19 protein-coding genes and 1 tRNA gene are annotated in these 24,182 nt (G+C 61.0%); 6 read left to right on the top strand and 14 right to left on the bottom strand.

What is annotated here, in order from left to right:
- Window positions 1–16: 16 nt before the first annotated feature.
- Window positions 17–1,018 (bottom strand): SMP-30/gluconolactonase/LRE family protein, encoded by a 1,002-nt coding sequence (locus Q5H89_RS17165; protein WP_305020569.1) that lies wholly within the window; start codon window positions 1,016–1,018, stop codon window positions 17–19.
- Window positions 1,019–1,314: 296 nt separating this feature from the next.
- Between Q5H89_RS17165 and Q5H89_RS17160 the strand changes: the two genes are divergently transcribed.
- The 3 genes from Q5H89_RS17160 to Q5H89_RS17150 all read left to right on the top strand — a co-directional run bounded on the left by Q5H89_RS17160 (window position 1,315) and on the right by Q5H89_RS17150 (window position 4,192).
- On the top strand, window positions 1,315–1,962 hold the full coding sequence (locus Q5H89_RS17160) for a zinc ribbon domain-containing protein (RefSeq protein ID WP_305020568.1): 648 nt from the start codon (window positions 1,315–1,317) through the stop codon (window positions 1,960–1,962).
- Window positions 1,963–2,018: 56 nt separating this feature from the next.
- Window positions 2,019–2,621: a Uma2 family endonuclease gene (locus Q5H89_RS17155; RefSeq protein ID WP_305020567.1), complete on the top strand. Its 603-nt coding sequence runs from the start codon at window positions 2,019–2,021 to the stop codon at window positions 2,619–2,621.
- 89 nt (window positions 2,622–2,710) lie between these two features.
- Window positions 2,711–4,192 carry an NCS1 family nucleobase:cation symporter-1 gene (locus Q5H89_RS17150; RefSeq protein WP_305020566.1) on the top strand — a complete coding sequence of 494 codons (1,482 nt, stop codon included), beginning with the start codon at window positions 2,711–2,713 and terminating at the stop codon, window positions 4,190–4,192.
- Window positions 4,193–4,223: 31 nt separating this feature from the next.
- Here Q5H89_RS17150 and Q5H89_RS17145 read toward each other — a convergent pair whose 3' ends face one another.
- From Q5H89_RS17145 to Q5H89_RS17125, 5 genes are all read right to left on the bottom strand, one after another.
- A complete protein-coding gene (locus tag Q5H89_RS17145) occupies window positions 4,224–4,850 on the bottom strand; it encodes a hypothetical protein (RefSeq protein ID WP_305020565.1) in 627 nt (208 codons plus the stop codon).
- A 64-nt stretch (window positions 4,851–4,914) separates the two neighbouring features.
- Window positions 4,915–6,765, bottom strand: coding sequence for an ABC transporter ATP-binding protein (locus Q5H89_RS17140; RefSeq protein WP_305020564.1), 1,851 nt, complete (start codon window positions 6,763–6,765; stop codon window positions 4,915–4,917).
- 225 nt (window positions 6,766–6,990) lie between these two features.
- Window positions 6,991–7,497, bottom strand: a complete 507-nt coding sequence (locus Q5H89_RS17135) for an energy transducer TonB (protein WP_305020563.1) — start codon at window positions 7,495–7,497, stop codon at window positions 6,991–6,993.
- 66 nt (window positions 7,498–7,563) lie between these two features.
- Window positions 7,564–9,066: a sodium:solute symporter gene (locus tag Q5H89_RS17130; protein ID WP_305020562.1), complete on the bottom strand. Its 1,503-nt coding sequence runs from the start codon at window positions 9,064–9,066 to the stop codon at window positions 7,564–7,566.
- Between the two features lie 39 nt (window positions 9,067–9,105).
- Window positions 9,106–10,119, bottom strand: coding sequence for an MBL fold metallo-hydrolase (locus tag Q5H89_RS17125; RefSeq protein ID WP_305020561.1), 1,014 nt, complete (start codon window positions 10,117–10,119; stop codon window positions 9,106–9,108).
- A 120-nt stretch (window positions 10,120–10,239) separates the two neighbouring features.
- On the opposite strand from Q5H89_RS17125, the gene Q5H89_RS17120 reads away from it, so the two are divergent.
- A complete protein-coding gene (locus Q5H89_RS17120) occupies window positions 10,240–10,974 on the top strand; it encodes a Bax inhibitor-1/YccA family protein (RefSeq protein WP_305020560.1) in 735 nt (244 codons plus the stop codon).
- Window positions 10,975–11,068: 94 nt separating this feature from the next.
- On the opposite strand, the gene Q5H89_RS17115 is transcribed toward Q5H89_RS17120, so the two are convergent.
- The 7 genes from Q5H89_RS17115 to Q5H89_RS17085 form a co-directional block, all read right to left on the bottom strand.
- Entirely contained in the window at window positions 11,069–11,896 is an 828-nt protein-coding gene (locus tag Q5H89_RS17115) for an ATP-binding cassette domain-containing protein (RefSeq protein ID WP_305020559.1), read from the bottom strand.
- Window positions 11,896–12,675, bottom strand: coding sequence for an ABC transporter permease (locus Q5H89_RS17110; RefSeq protein ID WP_305020558.1), 780 nt, complete (start codon window positions 12,673–12,675; stop codon window positions 11,896–11,898). Before Q5H89_RS17110 ends, Q5H89_RS17115 begins: the two co-directional genes overlap by 1 nt.
- A 159-nt stretch (window positions 12,676–12,834) precedes the next feature.
- Window positions 12,835–14,613 carry an OmpA family protein gene (locus Q5H89_RS17105; protein WP_305020557.1) on the bottom strand — a complete coding sequence of 593 codons (1,779 nt, stop codon included), beginning with the start codon at window positions 14,611–14,613 and terminating at the stop codon, window positions 12,835–12,837.
- A gap of 247 nt (window positions 14,614–14,860) precedes the next feature.
- Entirely contained in the window at window positions 14,861–15,859 is a 999-nt protein-coding gene (locus Q5H89_RS17100; RefSeq protein WP_305020556.1) for a hypothetical protein, read from the bottom strand.
- A gap of 23 nt (window positions 15,860–15,882) precedes the next feature.
- Window positions 15,883–16,557 (bottom strand): hypothetical protein, encoded by a 675-nt coding sequence (locus Q5H89_RS17095; protein WP_305020555.1) that lies wholly within the window; start codon window positions 16,555–16,557, stop codon window positions 15,883–15,885.
- Between the two features lie 224 nt (window positions 16,558–16,781).
- A complete protein-coding gene (locus Q5H89_RS17090) occupies window positions 16,782–19,169 on the bottom strand; it encodes a M61 family metallopeptidase (protein WP_305020554.1) in 2,388 nt (795 codons plus the stop codon).
- 110 nt (window positions 19,170–19,279) lie between these two features.
- Window positions 19,280–19,975 carry a class I SAM-dependent methyltransferase gene (locus Q5H89_RS17085; protein WP_305020553.1) on the bottom strand — a complete coding sequence of 232 codons (696 nt, stop codon included), beginning with the start codon at window positions 19,973–19,975 and terminating at the stop codon, window positions 19,280–19,282.
- A gap of 239 nt (window positions 19,976–20,214) precedes the next feature.
- On the opposite strand from Q5H89_RS17085, the gene Q5H89_RS17080 reads away from it, so the two are divergent.
- Window positions 20,215–20,296: transfer RNA gene (locus Q5H89_RS17080), tRNA-Leu, on the top strand.
- A 128-nt stretch (window positions 20,297–20,424) separates the two neighbouring features.
- Complete coding sequence (locus Q5H89_RS17075) at window positions 20,425–21,156, top strand: phosphatase PAP2 family protein (protein ID WP_305020552.1); 732 nt, start codon at window positions 20,425–20,427, stop codon at window positions 21,154–21,156.
- 632 nt (window positions 21,157–21,788) lie between these two features.
- Here Q5H89_RS17075 and Q5H89_RS17070 read toward each other — a convergent pair.
- A complete protein-coding gene (locus Q5H89_RS17070; protein ID WP_305020551.1) occupies window positions 21,789–24,176 on the bottom strand; it encodes a GAF domain-containing protein in 2,388 nt (795 codons plus the stop codon).
- Window positions 24,177–24,182: the final 6 nt, after the last annotated feature.

The raw sequence follows: 24,182 nt of genomic DNA, 5'->3' as shown, positions 1-24,182 counted from the left end.
GCGGCGTGGTTACCGTTTAAAAAACCGCCTTCGTAATCGCAAACCGCGGCGAAGTGGCCGTGTAAGGATACAGCACAAACGCCTCCGTGCTATTGCGGCGCGTGATGGTGGTGGGGCTCACGGCCCCCGTGGCGAAGCTGCCGGTGGCGCGGGTGGTGGCCCAGGCATCGGTGCTGGCCATGCGGAAAACGGTGCTTTGGCTGCCGGCTACTACGAGCAACGTGTTGTTGTCGAGCAGCAGCAGGCCGTCGGCGCCTGTCAGGCTCTGCGTACTGGTCACGGTGGTAAAGCCGGTAGGGTTGGCTAGGGGTACTTTGTATAGCGTGCCATCGGTGGATTTGGCCACCAGCAAATAGCCATCGGGGTGATACACAATACCATTGAGGCCAAAGGCAGTGCCGCCGCTGAACTGCGCGTTTTCCAGAAAAACTGTGGCCACGCCCGCCGCATCTACCTTGTAGATGATGGGCGACAGGCTATCCGTGATATAGGCATTGCCCTGCGCATCCACGGCAATGTCGTTGGCGAAGTGCGGTAGCGCGGGCCGCAGCGCTCCTAAATCGACGTAGCTGAGCAGCGCGCCGCTGCTGGGGTTGAAGATGGCGAGAGCGGCCAGCTTGCGCAGCGTAGTGGCCGTAGAGCGGGTGGTGTTGGCCCCGGCATCCGACACGGCGGCCAGCAGGCGCTGGCGGGTGGCGTCGAGGTTCAGGCCGATGGTCGAAACCAACCGGGGGTCGTCGGCCAGCTGGGTATAGGTGCTGTCGTCGCGCACGGTGCCGATGCGCCCCTGGGTGCGCGAACTCACGATGAAGCGCTTGTTGGCTTCATCATACTGAATGCCTTCCGGCGAAAGCGCCCGCTGCGGCACCGTTATTTTAGTAGGGCTAGCTGCCGCGGTATTGTCATCTTTGGAGCAGCCAGGCAGCAAGCCCAGCAAACCTACTGCTAGGGCTGCTGGGCCCACCACGCGCGGCAGCGCAATTGCTTTAGAATGAGCTGATAGGAAAGAAGAAAACATGGCCGGTAGCTTAAATGAATGACAGATGAAGCTGCTTGTACGGCTAGCCGCCGAGAAAGCTGCCAGCCAGGCCCGACCGGGCCGTAAAAGCGGGGCGCCCGACCAGCGTGCGACAGGGAAAAGCTGGCTAGCCTGAGCGCGGACCGCAACGAGCGGCGGCCAGAGCCCGGAAGGCTGTAATGGCTCGGCCCAGCGCAGCGATGAAGGGACTGGCTAGCCAACGCATAGGCTGGCTACTGTTCTGTTTAATAGGGACGCGCCCTACATTTGCCGCCACCGACCCCAACGCCCGCGCCATGAGTAATATGATTCAGTTTGTCGCCAATTACGACGACCTATCCACTGATAAAGGCTTCCAGTTTAAGTTTCACTGCGACCAGTGCCACAACGGCTACATGTCGCGGTTTCAGCCCAATGCGCTGGGCATTGCGGGCAGCCTGCTGAGCGCGGCGAGCAACTTTTTGGGCGGCCTGAGCGGGGTGCAAAGCGCCACGTACCAGATTCAGCAAGCTGTGGGCGGCAAAGCCCACGACGAGGCCCTCGAAAAAGCGGTGCAAGAAGGCAAGCAAAGCTTCAAGCAGTGCACCCACTGCGGCCACTGGGTGTGCCCCGATGTGTGCTGGAACGCCGCCGCCGGCCTCTGCGAAGCCTGTGCCCCCGACGAGCAGGAATCCATGCGCTCGCTGCAGGCCCAGGCCACACGCGAGCAGATTCGCCTCAAAACCCGCGCCACCGATTACACCAGCAACCTCGATTTCTACGGCAAAGACGCGCTTTTGCAGTGCCCCAACTGCCAGGGCAAGCTCGCGGCCGACCAGAAATTCTGCCCTGGCTGCGGCACCGCTAACCCCGCCGCCCAAACCCAGGAGCGGCACTGCACCGGCTGCGGCACCACTCTGAAGCCCGAGCAGAAGTTCTGCGCCGAGTGCGGCACCAAGAACTAGCCAAGGGTGCTGCAAAGCCACCATACGTTCTGGAAAACCAGCGTATATTTCAGCTTATGGCCCCCATCACCGACATCTCGCAGCTCGACCAGGACCAGCTTTATACCTACGCCGACTATCTGAGCTGGCGCTTTAGTGAATACGTAGAGCTTATTAAAGGGAAGATTCTCCGCAAAATGTCAGCTCCGACTTCGGAGCATCAGCAGCTTGTTTCTAACCTGCATGGGATAATATGGAGTCATTTGCGCCGTCAAAAGTGCCAGGTGTTCACGTCGCCCTTTGACGTGCGCCTGCTGCGCAGTACCGGCAATGGCGACGCCCAGATAAAAACCGTGGTGCAGCCCGATATCAGCGTTATCTGCGACCTAGGCAAGATTGACAAGCGCGGCTGCCTGGGCGCCCCCGACTGGATTGTCGAAATCGTGTTGCCCAGCTCGCTGGTGCTCGACACGCGCACCAAGTTCGACCTCTACGCCGAAAATGAGGTGGGCGAATACTGGATTGCCTACCCCGGCGAGCAGATTATTACGGCCTACGCCCTGTCGGCCGCCGGCCAGTATGAGCTGACCGGCACCTACGCCGAGGCCGGGCCGATGGCGTCGAGCAGCCTGCCCGAGCTGGCCATCGACTGGGCCGACATTTTTGAGGAAAGGCTCTAGCCCAGTGCCGCCGCTTGCCTAAGTGCCGTTGTGCGAGTAGCTTGCGGCGGTGGCCCGGCGCGTAGCATCCCCGCCGGGCGCCCTTGCGCATGGAAATTCCGTACCCCGCCCTGGCCGAAGAGCGCGCCCCCGCCGCTAGCCTCACCAGCGACGACCTGGCACCCACCAGCCCCGCCGCCCGCACCTGGGGCACCTGGAACTACGCCGCGCTCTGGATTAGCATGAGCCTGTGCATCCCCACGTACATGCTGGCCAGCTCGCTCATCCAGGGCGGCATGAACTGGTGGCAGGCGCTGCTGACCATCTTCCTGGGCAATGCCATTGTGCTCATTCCCATGCTATTGAATGGCCGGGCGGGTGCCCGCTACGGCATCCCGTTCCCGGTGTTTGCGCGGGCCAGCTTCGGAGTGCTGGGGGCCAATGTGCCGGCGCTGCTGCGGGCCGTTATCGCCTGCGGCTGGTTTGGCATTCAAACCTGGATTGGCGGCTCGGCCTGCTACCAGGCGGCCGTGCGCTGGTGGCCGGGGCTAGGCACGCTGCCCGCCGTGTTTCCGGCCAGCTGGGGGCTAGCCACCGGGCCGGCCATCACGTTCTTTCTGTTCTGGCTGCTCAATATGTACGTGGTGTATCTGGGCGTTGATAGCATTCGCAAATTGCTCGTTTTCAAGGCGTTTTTCCTGCCGGCGGCGGCGCTGGCGCTGCTGCTGTGGGCCATCTCGGCCGGCCACGGGCTGGGGCCTATTCTGGCGCAGCCGGCGCACTTCACCACGCCGGGCGGGTTCTGGAAATTCTTCTTTCCCTCGCTCACGGGCATGGTCGGCTTCTGGGCCACGCTCTCGCTCAATATTCCCGATTTTACGCGCTACGCCACCAGCCAGCGGGCGCAGCAGGTGGGCCAGGCACTGGGCCTGCCCATCCCGATGACCCTTTTCTCCTTTGTGGGCGTGGCCGTTACGTCGGCTACGCTCCTCATCTACGGCACCACCATCTGGGACCCGGTTGTGCTGGCTGGCCGCTTCGAGGGCCGCTGGCTCGTGACGCTGGCCATGCTGGCCGTGGCCCTAAGCACCCTGGCCACCAACATCGCGGCCAACATCGTGAGCCCCGCCAACGACTTTGCCAACCTCGCGCCGCAGCGCATCAGCTTTCGGATGGGTGGGTATTTCACCGGCGTGGTGGGCCTGCTCATCTTCCCCTGGAAGCTCATCGCCGACCCCAGCGGCTTCATCTTTACCTGGCTGGTGGGCTACTCGGCACTGCTAGGCCCCATCGGCGGCATCCTCATCACCGACTACTACCTGCTGCGCCACCAAGAGCTGGCCCTGAGCGACTTGTATCAGCCCGAAGGCCAGTACACGTATAGCCGGGGCTTCAACCCAGTAGCTATGGTGGCCCTGGTGCTGGGCATTTTGCCCTGCGTGCCCGGCTTCCTGGCCGCCATTGGCGTGCTCGATAAGGCCAGCGTGTGGCCCTGGCTGCTGGAGGTGTATAACTACGCGTGGTTCGTGGGCTTTTTCGTGGCTAGCGGGGTGTATTGGGCGCTGATGCGCGGGCGCAGAAAGGTTGATTAATTGCCGTTGCGGTGGACGTTCTACCAAGAGTTTAGGCGTAACAATGCGTTAACAGATATAGCCGGTTGATTTTTCGTTGTTGAAATAAATTCACCAAATGCATCACCAGCGAAGCCTTGGTTTGAGCATCAATAGCTAAGTAGATACCAGCGGGCATGTTGGTTAATGCGGGCGAAAGCATCTGGGCACGTTCAACGCAGTCTAGTAATTGAGTTTTCGAGAGTGCATGGCTATCCGTAGCTTCTAAGTTGGCAAAAGCCGTTCTAGGAGCGTAGGCTTTTTTAGCGGTTAGCTTTTCTAGCCTGACCGCTAAAAAAGCTGTTGACTTCAAATTTGTCAATTCGGCAGTCGAAAAGCGCACGCCGTATTTTTTGCCCATTTGCTCAAGAGTAGCCAATTGCAGACTAGGTTCGGAGGTGGCAAACGAGACTCGCCCATTAGCTGTCAGGCAAACATAAATCTGGGTGTGATTTGGTGCATTAAAACAAGCGTTGCACAGCACGCGAGGCGTTTCTTCCAGCAAAACAAGGCCCGTTGGTGGCCTTTTAAGGGTGGCAGTAAGCAGCCAAAAACAGCCAATAAGCAAAAATAGGCTTGCGAATGAAGTCACGTCAGGCCGATTCAGGTCTGCTTTACAGTTTCTTATTCCCTTGCTCATTGTAGCTGCTTAAATTAATGTCAGCTACTTGATGCAAAAAATAAGAAAACTGCACACGCGGCGCCTACGCCAACTCAAACTGTAAGCGCAGTAAATTAGCATACAGCCCACCTTCGCGGTCGCTCAATTCCTCATGCGTGCCAGCCTCCACAATGCGGCCGCCGTCGATAACGAGAATCTTGTCCACCTTGCGGATGGTGCTGAGGCGGTGGGCGATGATGAGGCTGGTGCGGTTTTGCATCAATTCATCCAAGGCGCCCTGCACGAGCTTTTCACTCTCGCTGTCGAGCGACGACGTAGCTTCATCCAGAATGAGCACCGCCGGATTTTTGAGGATGGCGCGGGCAATGGCCACGCGCTGGCGCTGCCCGCCCGAAAGCTTGATGCCGCGGTCGCCAACTACCGTATCGAGTGCCTCGGGAAAGGCGCTGATAAACTGCCAGGCATTGGCGCGGCGGGCAGCTTCAATTATTTCGGCGTCGCTAGCCCCCGGCTTGCCATAGGCGATATTCTCGCGGATGGAGCCGCCGAAAAGCAGCGTTTCCTGCGGCACAATGCCAATGTGGCGGCGCAGGCCGGTGAGGTCGTAATCCTGGATGTCGTGGCCGTCGACCAGGATGCGGCCGCCGCTGAGCGGATAAAACTGCATCAGCAGGCCGGCAATGGTGCTTTTGCCCGCGCCGCTAGGACCTACCAGCGCGATTTTCTCGCCCGCTGCAATGTGAAAGTCAATGTCTTGCAGCACCGCAATATCGGGCCGGGTGGGGTAGCGAAAGGCTACGTGCTCGTAGCGGATATCGCCCTGGATTTTGGCCGGCACCAGGCCCACGGTCGGCTCCAAGTGCGTGGGCTCGGGCGTTTCGTCCAGGATTTCGAGGATGCGCTCGCTAGCCCCCAGCGTGCTCTGCACCTTGCCATAAATTTCGCCCAAGCCGGCCACCGAGGCGCCGATAAAGGCTGTGTAAATAATAAAGGCCGTGAGGTCGCCGATTTTGAGGTGGTCGGGGTCGGTGATGGGCGTGTGCACCAGCGTGGCCCCGCGCCACAAAATCAAAATGATGCCCCCAAAGAGGCCGATAATGACGAACGACACGAAGCCGCCCCGGTACAAGTTACTTTGCAGCGCCGCCCGCACTACTTTGCTCAGGGCCGAGTTGTAGCGGCCCTGCTCAAAGCGCTCATTGGTAAAGGCTTTCACCGAATTGATGGCCTGTAGGGTTTCCTCCACAATGGTGTTGGTGTGGGCTAGCTCCTGCTGCACGGTCTTAGAGAGCGTGCGGATTTTGCGGCCAAATAACCCCGCCGCCAGCACGATGGGCGGGAAGGTGAGCAGCATGAACAGCGACAGCTTCCACGACACGACCATGATGAAGGCGATGCCGCCCACCAGCGTAAATACCTGCCGAAACAGCTCGGCCAGCGTCAGCGAAAACGAGTCCTGAATCTGGCCCACATCGGAGGTAATGCGCGAGGTAACGGCGCCCACGCGGTTTTGCTCGAAAAAGGGGATGGGCAGCTGCACAAACTTGGCATAGAGCGCCTGCCGGATATCGCGCACCGTAAACTCGCTCACCTGCGTGAAAAACCAGATGCGCCCAAACGAGAACAAGCCTTGCAGCACCGTCACCAGAAATAGCCCAATCGCCACCCGGTTGATATCGAGCACTAGCCCCCCCGGCAGCACCAACGGCTCGCCCGTAGCCACGTTCACCAGCTTGCCCGAAATCCAGGGAAACGACATGGTGCTTAAACTGCTGAGCACCAGCAGCACCATGCCCACGATAAACTTGCGCCGGTAGGGCAGCACGTAGCGGAATATCCGCAGGCCGCGCTTGAGCGAATCCTTATTTACTTTCGGTTTGGGTAAGTCGGCGGTGGCGTCGCTGCCACTGGTATTAAATCCACTACGGGCCATAATTCAATCTGGCCGGCTAGGGGCCGACCCACTTATTTACTAGACGAGCAAAGGCCGCGCTTGCTTTAGCTGCGTTGCCTTGCTTACATAATTTAACTAATAACGTCTGTCATGCAGACCGAAGGGAAGCATCTCGCTCGCCTCGTTGCTTACGCCGTGATTACTGCGCCACGCGAGATGCTTCCCTTCGGTCTGCATGACAGACGTTTTCTGTTTTTAGTTGATTTAATTCAGCCCCGGCGCGTCCTTGGTCGAGCGGGGCACTTTGCGGTCGTTCTCAAACTTGGTGATGCCGGCATTGTCGAACGGCACGGGCACCTGCACCATCACCGGCACGGGCACGCCGCGGCGGGTGGCGGGCTGCCAGGCGGGCAGGGTTTGCACCACGCGCAGGGCCTCGGCATTGCACTCGGGCGTGAGGCCCTTGGCGATTTTGGGGTTGGTGAGCTTGCCATCGGTGCCCACGGTGGCGGTCACGAGCACGTCGCCGGTCACGCGGGCTTGCTTGGCTTTTACCGGAATCTGCACGTTTTGGGTGAAGAACTCGCCCATGGCCTCCTCGCCGCCGGGGAAGGTAGGCGGGTGGTCGGGGCGATTTTCGGCACCGCCGCCGGCTTGCAGCTGCATATTGCCGGGCGTGAGCACGATGGGCGCCTTGGCCGGAGCCGGCTTGGTTTGGGCCAGCGCGGCTAGGGGCGCGGCCAGCAGAATAGCGAAAAAGTACGAGCGCATAAGGCTATAAAAACGGGGCAAAAAGAATAGGTAATCCGTAAAGATACCCACCGCTAGGGCCTCTGGTTAGGACAATTGCGCGGCGGCTTCGGTTCGGTCGGCGGGGCGCGAAATCAAGAGTAGGCCCAGGTAAATGAGCGCCCCATTAAGCAGCAGAATTTCAAAGCCGAATTTGTAGCCGCCCAGCCACTCCACGGAGTGCGACACGATGAGATAAGTAAGGGCCACGCCCGCTACGCAGGTGGGCAGTACCAGCCCATCGCGCAGCTGCCGCGTGGTGAAAATGCCGAAGGCAAACAGCCCCAGCAGCGGCCCGTAGGTGAAGCCCGCCGCCTTGTACACGGCATCAATCAGGCTCTGTTCGTTGAGGGCGCGGAAAATGAGGATAATCACAATCAGCACCACCGACCAGCCCAGGTGCGTGAGCTGACGCAGCCGCGTTTGCCTGGCCTCGTCGTACTGCCGGATATTCAGAAAATCAATGCAAAACGACGTGGTGAGCGAGGTCAGCGCCGAGTCGGCCGAGGCGTAGGTGACGGCGATAATGCCCAGAATGAAGATGATGCCCGCCGCCAGCGAAAACTGCGTGGTGGCCAGGTACGGAAATACCTTATCGGTATCGAGCGTGCCCTTCACGTTGAGCAACTGGGGCATGTGCGCCAGGTCGAGGCCCTGGGCGGCGGCGTATTTGTAAAGCAGCACCCCTAGCGTGAGGAATAGAATATTGACGCTCACGATGACCGGGGTAAACCAAAACAGGTTTTTTTGCGCCTCGCCGAGGCTGCGGCAGCTCAGATTTTTCTGCATCAAATCCTGGTCGAGGCCGGTCATCACGATGGTGATAAACATGCCCGAAGCAAACTGCTTCCAGAAGAACTTATCGTCCCGAAAATTATCAAAATACACCTGCGACATAGGGCTTTCGCGCACCGTCGAGATGAGCTGCTTGAAGGAGTAGTTCAGCGCATCCGACATGAAGTAGATGCTCAGCGCCACGCAGCTCAGCATGGCTAGGGTCTGAAAAGTATCGGTCCAGAGAATAGTCTTGAGCCCACCCTTAAACGTGTAGAGGTAGATGAATAAAATACTGACTACTACCGTTATGCTGAACGGCACGCCCATCGAGTCAAACACGGCCAATTGCAGCACGCCCGCCACTAGGTACAGCCGCAGGGCCGACCCTAGCGAGCGCGAAATCAGGAAAAACAGCGCACCCGTCTTGTAGCTCCAGTACCCAAACCGCTGCTCCAGATACGAATAGATACTCACCAGCTGCAGCCGGTAGTAGAGCGGCAGCAGCACCGTGCCAATGACCACGTAGCCCGCCACGAACCCTAGCGCCACGGCCAGGTAGCTCCAGCTTTTGCCGTACACGTTGCCCGGCACCGAGATGAACGTGACGCCCGAGAGCGACGTCCCAATCATGGCAAAGGCCACCATATACCAAGGCGCGTTGCGGTTGGCAATGAAGAAGCTCTCGCTCGTAGCCTTGCGTGAGGTGAGCACGGCGATGATGATAAGCACGGCGAAATAGCCGGCAATCAAACTTAAAATAAGGGTCGGCGACATAGGCGGCAAAGGTACTGCCGGTCGCCACGCCGGGCTAGCTTATTCCCACTCCGGCCAGCGCATGATTTCGCCCACGGCGGGCGCATGCAGTGCGCCGCGCAGCAGCCCGCCCGCTGCCACCTCGGTAAGCAGGCGCAGTGGCTCGGAGGCGGGCTCGTCGCTGAGGTCGAAGGTGCCGTAGTGCATGGGCACCACGTGACCAGCGCGTAGCACGTTGGCGGCCTTGGCCGCCTCGTGCGGGTTCACGTGGCTCAGGTGCATCATAAACGGCGGTTTGTAGGCCCCGATGGGCATGAGCACGATGTCGAGGGGGCCAAACGCCTGCTCTATCTGCTCGAAGTGGTCCCCGTAGCTCGTGTCGCCGGCAAAGTAGATGAGGCGGTCGTCGGTTTTAATTAAAAAGCTGCCCCACAATACCTTATTCAAATCGGTGAGGCCGCGGCGGTGCCAGTGGCTGGCGGGTAGGTAGTAAATTTCAAACGGCGCCTCGGGGCCCAGGTCGTACTGCTGCCACCAGCCGGCCTCCTGCACCGCTAGGGTGGGGGCCATGCCACGTACCAGGCTAGCCATACCCAGCGACGACAGCACCCGCAGCTGCGGATTCTGCTGCGCCAGCAGCTTGATGGACCGCTCATCGAGGTGGTCGCGGTGGCCGTGCGAGAGCAGCAGGTAGTCAATGTTGCGCACCTCCTCGGGCCGGCAGGGCAGCGCGTGGCGGTGCCGCAGGCCTAGCGACGAAAACAGCACCGGGTCAAACAGCAAGCTTACGCCCTTAATGCGCAGCAGAAAGCCCGCGTGCCCTAGCCACACCAGCATATCTTCGGTCGAGAAAAACGCCTCGGCGCAGGGCACTACGGCCGGCGCCCAGGTGTCTTTCTTCTTCTCTTCCTTCTGCGGGTTGGCCGTGAGCTGCCAGCGCAGCGCCGTGCCAAAGGACGGTTCAAACAGCGCCTCGCCGTTGCAGAATTCGGCGCCGACGAGCTTATTGCCCACGTAGCCGGGGCGGATGGTGCGCAGCGCCTCGTTGCGGCGGTAGTGGACGGGAGCGGACATAAAGACAGGCAAAAGACGCGGCACGAAACGGCCGCAAAATTGTTATACTACCAACAGTAACGGCCAAAGTTCGTAAGTTGGCTGTTACAACCTAGTTCACTTCCTTCATCACCTTTTTTCATGAGCGATAATCAGTTTCTGCCGGACCGCGACCGGTCCGTCGCCCACCAGCTCTCGGCCGAAGATGCCGCACGCATTCAGGCGCAGTTCTTTGCGCAGGTCTACGGCTGGATGGCCGCCGGCCTGGCCCTCACTGGCGGCGTGGCCCTGTTTGCCGCCGGCACGCCCGCCATCCTCGACGTTGTTTTCGGTACCCGCTTCGTATTCATTGGCCTTATCATCGCCGAGTTGGTGCTGGTGGGCTTTCTATCGGCTCGCATCTTTCAGTGGAGCCGGGGGCAGGCGCAGGCCGCTTTTATTGGCTATGCGCTGCTTAATGGCCTCACGCTGAGCGTAATATTTCTGGCCTACACGGCCAGTTCTATTGCCTCCACATTCTTCACCACGGCCATTATGTTTGGGGTGATGAGCGCCTTTGGCTACTTCACCAAGTCCGACCTGTCGGGCTGGGGTAAAATGCTGAGCATGGCCCTGATTGGCCTGGTTATCGCCATGGTAGTCAATATGTTCTGGGGCAACTCGACCCTCAATCTACTTACCTCGTTCGTTGGCGTTATCCTCTTCACGGCCCTCGCCGCCTACGACACCCAGAAGCTCAAGCAACTAGCCTTCCTGGGCGTGACGGACGGCGAGGAGATGCACGACAAAGCCTCTATCCTGGGCGCCCTTACGCTGTACCTCGACTTCGTCAACCTGTTCCTGTTCCTGCTGCGCTTCTTCGGCCGCCGCCGCTAGGCCGGCCACAGTGATACAAGCAAAAAGCCCCGGCCGAAATTTTCGGCCGGGGCTTTTTGCTGCTTATGGGTTGCCAGATGCGGTCCTCATCGTGCTACAGGCTCTGCCGAATCTCATTCTTCAGGTGTTGCACCAACTCCGCAAATTTGGGGCGGCCCTCAATGCCGGGCTGCCAGGCCAGCCCCATTTGGGCCAGGTTGTACTGATGCTTTTCGGTGATGGTGGCGCCCGGCAGGCATTGGCCGGCCGCATCGCGCTCGGGGGCCAGCAGCCACAGCGTATCGGAAATGGCGGTGGTCGTGGTCAGGTCGTGCGACACGATGATGACCGTGTTCAGGTCGTGCAGCGTGGTAACTTCCACAATGATTTTCTTGACCTCGTCAATCATCGCGATATCGAGGCCCGAAAACGGCTCATCGAGAATAATAAAGTGCTCGGAGCAAAGGAGTTGCTGCGCAATGGCCGCCCGCTGGCGCTGCCCGCCCGAGAGCATGGCCGGAAACTTGCGCCGGTGCGCGGCTAGCCCGAAGCGCTCCAGAAAGCTTTCGGCGCGGGCCTGGGCTTCGGCGGCGGGATGCTTGCGGGCGGCGGCCACCAGCAGGTTATCGAGCAGCGTGCGGTGGTTGAAAAGCGGGTAGCGCTGCTGCACAAAGCCTACGTCGCCGGTGCGCACGGGGTGCGCGGGTGTGCCCACTTCCACGGTGCCGGTGCTGGGCGGCAGCAGCCCCGCCAAAATGCGCGACAGCACCGACTTGCCCAGGCCCGAGCGCCCGTAAAAGCCCACCACCTGCCCCTGCTGGATGCCCGGCCGGGTTATGTTGCGCACCTGTAAGTTGATGTCGCGCAGCACCAGCTCGCCCTCAAACTGCCGCGACACGTTGCTGAGCGTCAGCAAGGGTTCTTGATAGGTAAACTCAGTCATTACTTGGCGGCGGTGAGGGTGGCGTAGGGGAAGAACGTGCGGCGCAGCCACTCAAACATGTAGTCTTGCAGCGTGCCGGTGGCCAGAATAACCAGCTGAATAGCCACCACGCCTGCCAGGTGCAGGTAGCGGTTTTGCTTGTAAAGCAGCAGCCCGATGCCGCCTTCCGATTGATAAAGCGTCTCGACCAGCGTTATCATCGTCCAGATAATGGCGAAGTTCTGGCGCACTACTTCGAGCATATCGGGCAGCTTGCCCAGCACCACCACCTCCAGAAAGCTGCGCCACTCGCTCATGCCCAGCGTGCGGGCGTGGTCCAGCTCCTCCTGCGTGGTGCTGAGGATAACGCTCGTCATGCCCGTAACCAAATACACCGTGGCCCCAAAAATGAGCACCGAGAGCTTTACCTGGTGCCCCGAGCTGAGCAGTAGCGCCATAAAAAACGTGAGCCCGGTGAGCGTCAGGTAGCGCATTTTGCTGGCCGCAAAGGCTAGCGGCCGAAAAAACGGCAGCGCCGTGAGGTAGGCAATCAACAGCGCCAACACCGTGGCAATGCCCAGCGCCGCCAGCGCCGTAGTGAGGCTGGCCCACAGCTCCTGCACCAGCCCCTGCGTTTGCACCAGGTCTTTGAACGAGGCCAGCACCTCGCCTAAGGTCGGGAATACTTGCAGCGGGTACACCAGCCACAGTAGCAGCAAGGCGGCTACCTGCGCGGCCACCATCGACAGAAATACCGACCGCCGGGGCTGGGCGTTGGGGGTAAACAGCGTTTTGAGCATAGAGCGTGGGTTGATTAAAAACAGAACGTCATGCTGAGCTTGCCGAAGCATCCTGCTCGCATCGTCAGGTTAGTGACCCTAGCGGCGCGGGCAAGATGCTTCGGCAAGCTCAGCATGACGTTTTTTAGGTAAGCGCATGAAGCGCGCAGGCGCACAGGATTAGTTGCCCAGCACAATCTCTACGCGGCGGTTTTGGGCTTTGCCGGCGGGCGTGTTATTGCTGGCCACCGGCTCGGTGGCGCCGTGGGCAAATACCTGGATGCGGCCCTGCGGGAAGGAGCTGGCGCTTTTGGCCTCCAGCCAGTGGCGCACGGCCATGGCGCGGTCTTCGCTCAGCTGCTGGTTTTTCTGGGGGTCGCCGGTGTTGTCGGTATGGCCGTGCACGGCCACTTTCAGGCTGCCGGCCACTACTAGGTCATCGAAAAGCTGGTTCAGCTCTTTCTGCGCGGCCGGGGTGAAGGTGCTTTGGCCACTGTTAAACTCAATATTCCAGGCGCGCTGGCTCACGTTGCGCCGAATCTCGTCGCCGGCTACAAACTTGGGCTTGTCGGCCGGGGCAATGTTCTTGCCCTTGTATTGGGCCTGCATGGTGCGGAGCAGGCTCAGGTCGAGCATGTCATTGAGGGGTACGTAGCTGGGCAACTCCTTGGGGTAAAGCTTGCTCTGCACGTCGCCAAAGGCCTTGTACACCGAGGCGTAGATGTTAGTGCCGCCCTCGTTGAGGCCAAACAGCGCCAGGTTGTCACTGAAATTGAAAGCCTTGCTGCCGCCCAGGCTCACTACGTTGCCATCGCGGTCGGCCTCCTCGGTGCCTTTGTAGTATTTCAGCCAGTAGCCACCGTTCTTATCCTTGTCGCCATACACGTCGGCCGAGATGTCGGCGCCGCGGGTCAGGGCTTCGGGGTGGCTCTTTACCTGGTCGCCGGCTAGGGCAAAGGCCGTCATCATGCCGGCCACTTCCTTCTGGTGGGCATCGTACCAGCGCTTGGTCGTCACCATAATGTTGGGCATCTGGTTCGAGTATTCCTTGGTCGAAACGATGCTCACGAGGCCACCTTTCTGCTTGGCGATGTTCACGTCGCCGGGCGTCCAGGTGGCTACGGCGTCGGCCACCACATCCACTTTCACGCCGGTGTTCTTGCCATCTACCACCTTGCTGCGGCTCTCGGGCTTGCCGGTGATGTACTTCTCGGCGGCCACCAGAAAGTCGCTGCTCGACATAAAGTTCACGGCCTGCGGGTCGTAGGTCGTTTCGTCGGGGTTCACTTTCAGGCCGTTATCGGCACACCATTTCAAGGCGATATTCTGGTCGCCGTCGCGCAGGTAGCAGGCAATGGTTTTGCCCAGCGCCGCCTTGGGGTTATCAATCCACTCCTTGGGGCCCATCAGCTTGTCTTCGCCAAAGCTTTTGCCCACCGAGTACGGAATAATCTGGAGCTGCGTGCCCGCCTTTTTCAGCTCGGTTTGCACGGCCGAAAAGCCCGGCAGGCCATCGCCCATGATGCTCACCACCAGGCCCGGCGCGCTAGGGTTGCTTTGCAGGTCGAGGGCGTTCTTCACCAGGTCGGCCTGCATCTTCGACACGTCGTCCTGCCGCACTATCTGCAGGTTGAGGCCGTTGGCGGCCATGGCCGAACCCTGGGTCGAGCGGGGGCCACCGTTGGCCAGCATGCCGGCAATCTGGCTGTTCCAGGCCATTACCTCCCAGGTCACGGGCGTGCCCTTATCGGCGGGGGTGGCGGTGGGCAGCGCGGCGAGCGGCACCACGTTGGTTACGCCGTCGGCGCCGGTCGAGGCCGGTAGCTCAATCGAGTTGAGCACCACCGACTGCGTTTCGGCTTTTTTAAATAACAGGTTGCTGGACAGTAGTTTGGTGATGCCAAAATACAAGCCAATTACTACCAGAAGGGCAATAACAATCTTACCGCGGGTGGTCATTCAGAAAAAGGTGAGGAAGTGAAATGGTGCTAGGAAATGGCTAGACTAACGGCCTACTGCTGAGAGGCTAGGGTGTTGCTGGTCCACTGGTTCTTCAGAAGCCGAATGATTCAACTGCCTGTCATTGCGAGGAGGAACGACGAAGCAATCGCATCAGGACGAGAGCTGTTCAGGTGTGATTGCTTCGTCGTTCCTCCTCGCAATGACAGGCGATTTTCAGTTTTTAATTAACTTAAACCGCTAGCCCTCAATCGAGCAGCTTGCCGTAGGCGTCGTCGGTGGCTTTGGCCGTTTGGGCGGTGGTAAGGCGCACGGGGGGCTGGTCCTGCATGATGGCGTTGAAATCGCCCTTCTGGTAGCGGTCGAGCAGGCGCTGGCCCTTCTCGCTCATCACGCCGTTCTGGATGTCCATCTCCTTCACAAACTCCTGCGAGTAGCGCATGGCCTGCTTTATCTGGCCGAGCTGCTGGGCCATGTCCTGGGCTACGCGGTCGGTGGCCAGGTCGAAGAAGTACTTCTTGTCGGGGTCGCCGCGCAGGATGTTCATGGCGGCGCGCATGCCCGAGCTGGTGCGCTTCACCAGCTCGTACTCATCCTTCAACAAGTTGACCTTGAACTTGCTGCTGTCAATCTGGCGCAGGGCGGCTTTCAGAATCTGGCGCATCACTAGGCTCACGTTGGCCGTAGTGGTGGCCATGGGTTGCAGGCGCTTGCTGTAGTCTTCGAGCTGGGCGGCGCGGCTGGCGTAGCTCTCGGCGCTGTCGCGCTCGCCCTGGCGCTGGGCGGCGTCGGCCAGGGCCAGGTACTCCTGCATCTGCTGGCGGTTGGCTTCGAGCTTGCGCTTCACCAGTTGGTGGGCGCCCTCGATGTGGCCCACTTCGGCCTCCATGTTGCGGGCTTCTTTCTCGGTGTTCGAGATGTAGTCTTCCATGATGCCGATGGGGTCGGTATTCACGAAAATGCCCGCCAGCATCCGGAACGTGCGCTGCCCCAGGTACCAGAGCCCCGCCTGAATCCGCTTGTTGGTAGCCAGCAAAAACAGCACGAATAGCGCCCCCAGCCCGATGGCCAGCTTCACGCTATTGAACACAATGTCAACGAGGTAGGGTAGTATCTGGCCCCAGTAGTACACCCCGGCGCCGGCCAGGGCCGCCACAAAAACCCAGGCGGCTACTTTTTCCGGTTTTTGCCAGGCGGGCAGGTTGCCGTCGCGGCTGGGCGGCGGGCCTAGTAAAGGTGAATCCATAGACGAAAGCGGAAAAGCGGAAGCTATTTGGCGGCGGTGCCGGGCAGCAAAAACGACTCGGCGGCGCGGTGGTGGGCTTGCAGCTCGGTGAGGGCGGCGGCCTGGGCCAGCTGGTAGCTGGCCAGGGCCGACTGCGTTTTCTGGCGCTCCTCGGCGAGCTTCTGCTGGGTTTCGGCCAGCTGCTGCTGCTTGGCTTGCAGCTGCTGGCTGAGGTCGGCGAGGGCGGCGGCGAGCTTGCGCTCCTGGTCGGCGAGCTGCACCACGGCGCTGGGGGCGCCGCTACCGGCCACTTCGCCCATCTTTTCGCGGTGGCGGGCCAGCACCTTGTCACGGTCGGCCGTCAGGGCATCCTCAAACTGGTTGGCCGAGGCTAGCAGGCCCGGCACGGTAGCGCCGTTCACGGCCGAAAACGCATTGAAGGCCGTTTGGTAAAGCAGCGTGCCGCTCAGGCCAGCGGCGGCCAGGCTTTTCACCATCTTCAGGTAGGCCGGAAAATCCTTGCCATCGCCGGCCAGCAGCCCGGCAATGTGGTCGATGTGGCGCTGCTCGGCCTGCACCACGGCCGGGCCGGCAAACGCGGCGCCCGGGGCAGGAGTAAAGGGCGTAGGTTGGGCCGCGCCAGCAGCGGGCTTGGCACCGTCCTCGGGCTCCACAAAAAAGTCTTTGGCCGCTTTGGCCAGGTTATCAAAGATTTCCATAGAATAAAGCTGAGGAATTGCGAGAAAGCGGCCGGAAGGTACGGCAAAGAAATAGCCTGGCTACTACCCCTTTAGATTGCCAAACGGTATTATCCGCAAGGGTGGCACCGTGCCAAAGGTAAGGCCCTGGCGCAGCTAACGAAAGGCCCCGCCGGCCTAAAAAAAAGTAGCCGGACGCTGCAACAGCAGTCCGGCTACCAAACCAGGCGGAGGGAGGCTAGCGCTTACTTGGCGGCGCTGGCCAGCCAGGCGGCGCGCTGCTCTTTCTGGGCGGCGGTGGCGGTCATTTTTTCCACGCTTTCCATGGCCTGCACCTGCACGTTGGTGTCTTCGGTCAGCACCACCTGCACGTTGCGCTCCACGCCGGCGCGGCTGCGCACCTTCACGGGCACGAGGTCGGCGGGGGTGTGGCGGCGCATGATGCCTTCGAGGGTGGCCATGTTGTCGATTTTCTCGCCGTCGAGGGTCACAATCTGGTCGCCCCGGTCGATGCCGGCCTTGTAGAGGCCCGAGCCGATGGTGGTGTTGCGGTTCAGGATGCAGCGGCCTTCCTCGTCAAACTCGACCTGGCGGGGCAGGGCGGCGGCCAGCGCCTTCACCGGCACCACGGCCAGGCCCATCGTGGCCAGGTTCTCGCCAAAGCGCGGGGCCTCGTGCCCGTAGATGTAGCGGCGGAAAAACGAGCCCGCAAAGGCCGTATCCTTGGCCACGGTGCCCAGCACGCGCTGCAAGTCGGCTACGGTATAGGCCTTGGCGGGGGCTAGCGCGGCCGTCTGGGGCTTGCCAAATTCCTGCCACATGGCCTGCATGTATTTATCGAGCGAGGTGTGGTAGCGCTGGCGCAGCTGCAAATCGAGGCACAGCGCCAGGCCCGCACCCTGGATGTAATAGGAGAGGTAGGTGTTGTTGCGGTTGGTGGGGTCCAGCGACACGGCGGCGTCGGTGAAGGCAGCCTGGCGGCTCATTTCCAGTGGCGAAGCATAGCGGGCACCCGGCGCGTTGAGGCGGGCATTCACCCAGGAGCTTACTTTCTCGAAGAACTGCTCGTCGTCGTAGAAGCCCGCCCGGCGCAGCACCAGCTCGCCGTAGTACTGCGTAAAGCCCTCGCCGAACCAGAGGGCATCGCTCATGTTTACGCGTTGAAAATCAAAGGGTTCCAGGCCCTGCGAGCGAATGCGCTCGGTATTATAGGAGTGGAAAAACTCGTGCGATACCGTGCTCAGGTTGCGCAGCGCGCCTTCCTCGCGCAGGGGGTGCGACGAGGTGAGCGAGGTGGAGTTGCGGTGCTCCATGCCGTCGCCGGTGGCCTGGGGCAGGTAGTCGGCCAGGAAGGTATAGCGGCCAAAGTCGAACTGCGGATACTCGCCGCCGTACACGCCGGCCGCTTCGCGCACCACTTTCTGGGTCTTTTTCACGAAGGCATCAACCTCGCTGCTCGGGCCGGTGTAGTAGGTCGCCATCTCGAATGTGCGGCCGCCATCCTGCCAGGTGTGCAGAAACTGCGTGGCGCCCAGCACCGTGGGGCTATCCATGAAGTACTGCAGGTTGGGCGCCGTGAAAGTCGTTTTGTCGGCGCCGCTGGGCTTGAGCTGGGTGGCCACTTTCCAGTTGGTCGGCAACTCAAACTTCACCTCGGCCGGCCGGTTTTCCATTCCTTGCGCGTAGCAGAAGGTGGCCGGCATATTCAGGTGCGCGTGCTGCTGGTCGATGCCTACGAAGGTGCCGTCGCTGCGGTCGCCATATAGGGTGTAGTTGAACTGCACGGTGCCATCGGCGCCCGGCGTCACCTCCCACGAGTACGGGTCGGGGCGGTTGATAGGCAGCAGCTTACCCGCGCCGTCGGTGGCTACGGTGTAGTACACGTTCTTCACAAAGTCGTGCAGTGCGTAGCGGCCCGGCGACGAGCGCGGCATACGCACCACCAGCTTCTGGCCCGGCGCTAGCCCCGCAAAAGTAGCCGTGATGCGCGCCTCGTGGTGCACGGCATTCGGAAACGTAACGGCGTAGTGCACGGCCGGCCCGTCGGGTGCCAGGCGGGCTGCCGGCGCCGCTTTGCGAGCGGGTGCGGCAGCCGGCGCCGGCTGGGCGGCGGGCACCGCTGCGCTGGCTGCCGGCGCGGGCGCCGGGGCTGACTTAGCAGCAGGTGCTACGGGCTCCTTAGCAGGCGCTGCGGGCGCTTTGGCCGCGGCAACTGGCTTAGCTGCCGGCACTGTGGCGGCTTTTGCGGGCGCTGCCGGCGCCTTAAGTACTGGCTTGGCGGCTAGGGGCAGCTTGGCGGCCGGCGCCAATGGTGCCTTAACCGCGAGAACTGGGGCCGCCTTTGCCGGGGCGGCGGGGGCTGGCTTGGCGGCAGCAACCAGGGCACCGGGCTTCGCGGCAGGGCGGGGGGCAGGCTTAGCCGCAGCGGGGGTAGCGGCCTTGGCGGCCGGGCCGGTAGTGGCGGGCTTAGCGGCCGCCGAAGCCGGCTTGGTAGGCGGGCTGGCAGTAGGCTTATGGGCTGCAACGGGTACCGTTACGTTGGCCAGCAAGCCCGGTGCCTGGGCCAGGGCCAAGCCGGGCGAGCCAACCAGCGCCAAACCTACTAAGCTTCTCGTGCGAAGAAGTTTTTTCATAAAAACCAGTTGAATAATACTAAATTGTATTGATAATGGGACGGGACTATTTTTAGCCGATGCAAAGTAAGTAGGAAATAAGTACTGCTAGTGGGTTTTTTCAGCCAAATTCATTCATTTTTTGTTGAGCAGTCATTTAGGACTATCCCGGCCATGGCTTTGCCAAAAAAAAGCGCTTCCCAGCCAGGTTGCAGGCCTAGCGCGGCCAGCTCGGTGGGCCAGGGGGGCATTTGCCGCGTCCGCAGGCCCACGGTCAGGCCAAAAAACCAGTACATCAGTTGCAGCAGGCCGCGCCGCCAGCCGCGCCGGGCGGGCCGAAAATCGGCTACCAGCCAGGGCGCGCCGGGCCGGCGCGCCGCCTGCAGCCGGGCCAGCGCCCCGGGCAGCGCGGGCGCCGGAAAGCAGTCGAGCACAAAAAACGTAACGAGCACGTCGAAGCGCTCGCCGGGCGCCAGATTGGCCTCGGTGCCCTGGCGCAGCTCCACGGCGGCGCCCGGCGGGGCGGGGTGGCGCCGCAGCCGGGCCCGGGTGCGCGCCAGCATTGCCGCCGATACTTCGAGGTACAGCACCTGCGCCTGGGGGCGCTGGCGCCAGATTTCGCTCAGCACCCAGCCGGCGCCGCCGCCCAGCACCAGCACCCGGGGCGCCGGGCCGGCCGGCAGCCCCGCCGCCAGCGTGGCCCGCTGCGCCCGCCGCAGCGCCCCGCCAAACGCCAGCCCCGCCAGCGCATCGTAGCAAAAAGCCACTGGACTAAAATCGGCCCCGGCAGGATTGGCGGGCGCGGAGGAAGTAGTGGCAGGAAGCATCAGAAAGAGGGAAAAAGCCGGGAAGTTGGCGCTTGAACGCGAACGGCGCGCCGCCGCCGCAGTTTTTTTAACAAAAAAATGACGACGCAAGTAGCTGAAAAACAATTTTCCTGGCTAGCGGCGGCTGGGCCGCGCAGTAAAAATGCGCTTGCTTGCTTGTGCGAAGGCCCAGTAGCTAGCTATCTTTGCAGCACCAACAGCAACCACCAACCGGGTGGCCCTGCTGCCGGGCTTCGTTTGCGCTTGTGGCGAAATTGGTAGACGCGCTGTCTTCAGGCGGCAGTTCCGCAAGGTGTGAGAGTTCGAGTCTCTCCGAGCGCACGATTTTTAAATGAAAAGCCAGCCCCGCAACGGGCTGGCTTTTTTGTTGTTGCAGGGCGCCCGGCGGCTACACGCAGCCAAAGCTGAGGAAATTCCGTTCAACGTAGTTTTCCATTCTTTCGCCCGCCATGCCCGTCCCCGTTGCGCCCCCCGATACTCCTGCCACTCCTTCGGCGCGCGCGGCCGGGCTAGCCGGCATTTTCACGGCCGAGGTACTGATAGGCGGCGGGCTGTTTTTGCTGGCCTTTGGCTTGTTTTTTTACCTCACGCGGGTGGTATTTCGCGAGCATTCGCAGGTGTTCGACAACTGGGGATTTGCCCAGATGGACGCCCTGCGGGCCGCCCACCCCGGGCTGACGCCCTGGGTATTCCGGCTCACGTTTTTTGGCTCGGTGTGGTTTTTTGTGCCGGCTGCCCTGCTAGGGCCGCTGCTTTTGCACTGGCGCGGCTACCGCCGCTACGCCATCGAGCTGCTGCTGTCGATGGCCGGGGGCGCGGCGCTCAACGAGCTGCTAAAGGCCTGGTTTAAGCGCGACCGGCCCACCACGGCGCTCATCTACCAATATGGCCTGAGCTTTCCGAGCGGCCACGCCATGATGAGCATGGCCTTCTATGGCTGCCTGGCCTGGCTGGCCGTGCAGCACGGAGGCCGCTGGGGTTGGGCTATTTTATTGGTAATGTGGTCGTTGCTGATTGGCTGCACGCGCATGTACCTGCACGTGCACTACCCAACCGATGTGGTGGCGGGCTTTGCCGGAGGCGTGGCGTGGCTGGTGCTGCTGCGCACGGGCGTGCGGCTTTTTTGGAAGGAGGAGCGCCGGTTGGAAAACCCACCCGCTCCGTTGCCCGAGCAGGGCTAGCCCTCGGCTAGCTTGCTGCTAGGCCAAAGGCGCCAGCCGCACCACCGCCAAATAAAAACGGCCCCCTTAGAGGTGGCCCGGTAGGTAAATAGCGTAATGATAGAACGATAATTAGTAACGCACTGCTAGCTGATAAAATAGAGCACTAGGGTAAAAAACCGATAAAATAGTAGGCACTAATTAACTGAACTTCTGGCTGCCCAAAGCCGGCGGCCACGAGGGCCGCCGGTGGGCTCACCAATAAAATAATGGGATAAGCGAAGCGGATAAACCGAGTAAAATAGGGAGATAAAGTAGTGGATAACTCGAATAGGATAGGGGGTAAAAAAGTAAAGTAACTAAATAGAATAACAGGATAAAACGAGCGGTAGACCGAGTAGGATAAGCAGTAAACTAAGTGGATAAGTCGACTAGAATAGGGTAGTAGTAAATTGTACTTAACAAAAATACACGGCCTATCGCAAAGTAGAATAAAAAAGAGCTAATTACTTGAAAACTTACAAGTAGTTAGCTCTTTTGTGCTTTTATAGGTGAAAAAACCAGTCTTTAGGACAAGTTGCGATTGTGAGATTATTGCACTCTGCAAATAAAAAATTTAGTTGGTGCTAATCTGTTGCGAGCTGCCGGCCCAGCTATAGCTTCACGGTTACGCGCAGGGCTAGCAGGCCTTTTACGCCCTGCAGCTCTTCCAGCTCCAGCTCTTCCACGCCGGGCTCCAGCAGCTTGCGGTCTTGCAGGTAGTCGATGTATTCGAGGTACTCGGCGGCGTCGCGCGGCTGGGCATACACGAGGGCTAGCTGGCCGGGCTGGGTGAGGCGCTCGCCGGTACCAAGCACCGTGGCCTTGTCGATGCGCTTCTTGATTATCTCGTAGCGAATGTTGTAGGCGCCGTCCACGTCAAACTGCCGCTCATCCTGCCGGAAGCGGATGCTCAGGGGCTGCGAGTGAATGAGGATGAGCTGGGTGGTATCGAGCGGCACAGGCAGCTCGGCCTTGAGGGCGTGGGTGCGGCGCGTAATTTCGACCATCACCAGTAACTGCCACAGGCGCAGGTTTTTCAGGAAAACCAGGTCGAAAGGCTTGTCCTGCACCAGGCTGCCACCCACGTAGATGTTGTGCTCCACGCCATCGGTTTTGAGGCGCTGGAAGTAGTGCGGAAACATCTGCTGGGCCTTGGCCTCCTCCTCATCGAGGTAGTCGCTGATGGTGTCGTTGATGCGCGTTACGCTCTCCTCAAAGTCGCGGCGGCGGTGGTAGAGAATACCCAGGCGCGGGTCTATCTGCTGCCAATAGGCCGCAATGGTGGGGCGCAGCTCCACGTTGTTCTGGGCCAGGTACTCAAATAGGGGCTCTACCTCGGTGCGCAGCGAGTCGTAGATGCTCACCTCGTCGCCGCTGATAATGCCTTGCCGCAGACGGCGCAAGTTCTTGGTAACGTAGAACTTCAACTCGTCGAGAATGGGCAGCTGCTGAAAATCGGACGCCTTTTTGAGCACCCGGTTGGCCAGGGTCAGGTGCTCGATGAGGTCGCCCTGCACGGCCTCGTTGCGGGCCACGCTGCTGCCCCGGATGTCGCAGGAGCCGTGCAGCGGGTACACTTCCTCAAACACAATGGGCTCCATCTCGGCCGTGCGGTTGCCGTCTTCCTGCTTGGCCAGCAGGCGGCGGGCGGCATCGTTGAAGCGCCACTCCATGGTGGGGTGAATGGCCGTAAACTTCTCTTTGATAACCGACTGAATGCGGGTTTCCAGGTCCTCGGCGTTACGCTTCACGGCCACCGCAAACAGCGGCACAAACTGGTTAACTAACTCCAGGTCAAACTCATCGAGGGTATTGGCCTCCGGCGACCCTAGCTCCAGCAGGCCCACCGTATCGGGGCCGTAGGGCAGCAGCGCCAGGATGGCCGACTGAATGCCCAGCCGCAGCATTTGCTGGCGCAGGCCCTCCGGGATATCGGGCTCGGTGGCCACGTCTTCGAGCACCAGCGGGCGGCGCTCGGCCAGCAGCCGGTCGTAGAGCTGCCGAAACTCGCCCTCCAGCTGCTGGCCCTGCAGCTGCTTGGTGAGAAAGCTGTGGTTGATTTTGCGGCCAAAATCCACGAAGGCTTTCTTGCGCTCATCGTATGCCGCGATGCCGAGCTGCAAGGCCGGCCGGGCGAAGAGCACCCGCAGCTTTTCCTGAATCTGCTCCAGCCGGTCGGAGGCTTGCAGCACGTCGCGCTCCAGCAGGTCGTACTTCAGCTCCGATAATATTTCCTGGGTCGTCACGTCTACCAGCTGCAACACGTGAAAGCCCTCAAAAACAAAGTGTTCGGGCGGCAGCAGCTGCCGCCACAGGTCGAGCCGGTGGCGGTTGCGCACCAGGTCCTGCACCTGCTCGGGGGTGAGCACGGGCTTATCACCCACCACCCGCACCTGCACAAACGACGAGTCGAAGCTCAGCCCGTAGTGCCGGTACAGCCCAATGCGGTAGTCGGGCACGGTGAAGATAAACGCGCCCTGGTCGGGCACTTCGGCCCCGTACTCGCGCACCAGGATGAGCAGGTACGCCATGCGCGTCATCTGCATTTCCAGGGTGGCCATGTCCACGTTGAGCGGCTGCTTGATGGTGCGGTCGCGGCCTAGCAGTACCTCGGCAAAGCGCGGCGTGTAGTAAAAGCTCTGGCGCTGAAACGGCACCCCTGCCCCGCTGATGGCCGTATTCATGCTGGCGGGCGGAAACACGGCCGTCATCAGCGTGTCTACCACCGCCGGGCACTCGTTCAGGGCCCCGATATCGGCCAGCGGGCCCCGGCAGGCGGGGGTGCTGCGCACCTGCTCCATCACGGCGCGGGCCAGCAGGGCCACGCCGGGGTTGGCATCGTGCTCGCGGGCCTGCCAGTAGGCAATGAGCGGCTCCAGGCTCAGGCGCGTGGCAAAGGGAAAGCCCGCCGGCGCCTCAACCGGCGCGGGCTCGGTGCCGGGGGGCGGCGCCAGGGCCTCGGTAGCGGCTGGCGAGAGGAGAGGGGCGGGGGCTAGCATAAGGCG

The sequence above is a fragment of the Hymenobacter cheonanensis genome (assembly GCF_030581075.1).
Taxonomy (GTDB): Bacteria; Bacteroidota; Bacteroidia; order Cytophagales; family Hymenobacteraceae; genus Hymenobacter.
This window is presented reverse-complemented; position numbering and strand designations above follow the sequence as displayed.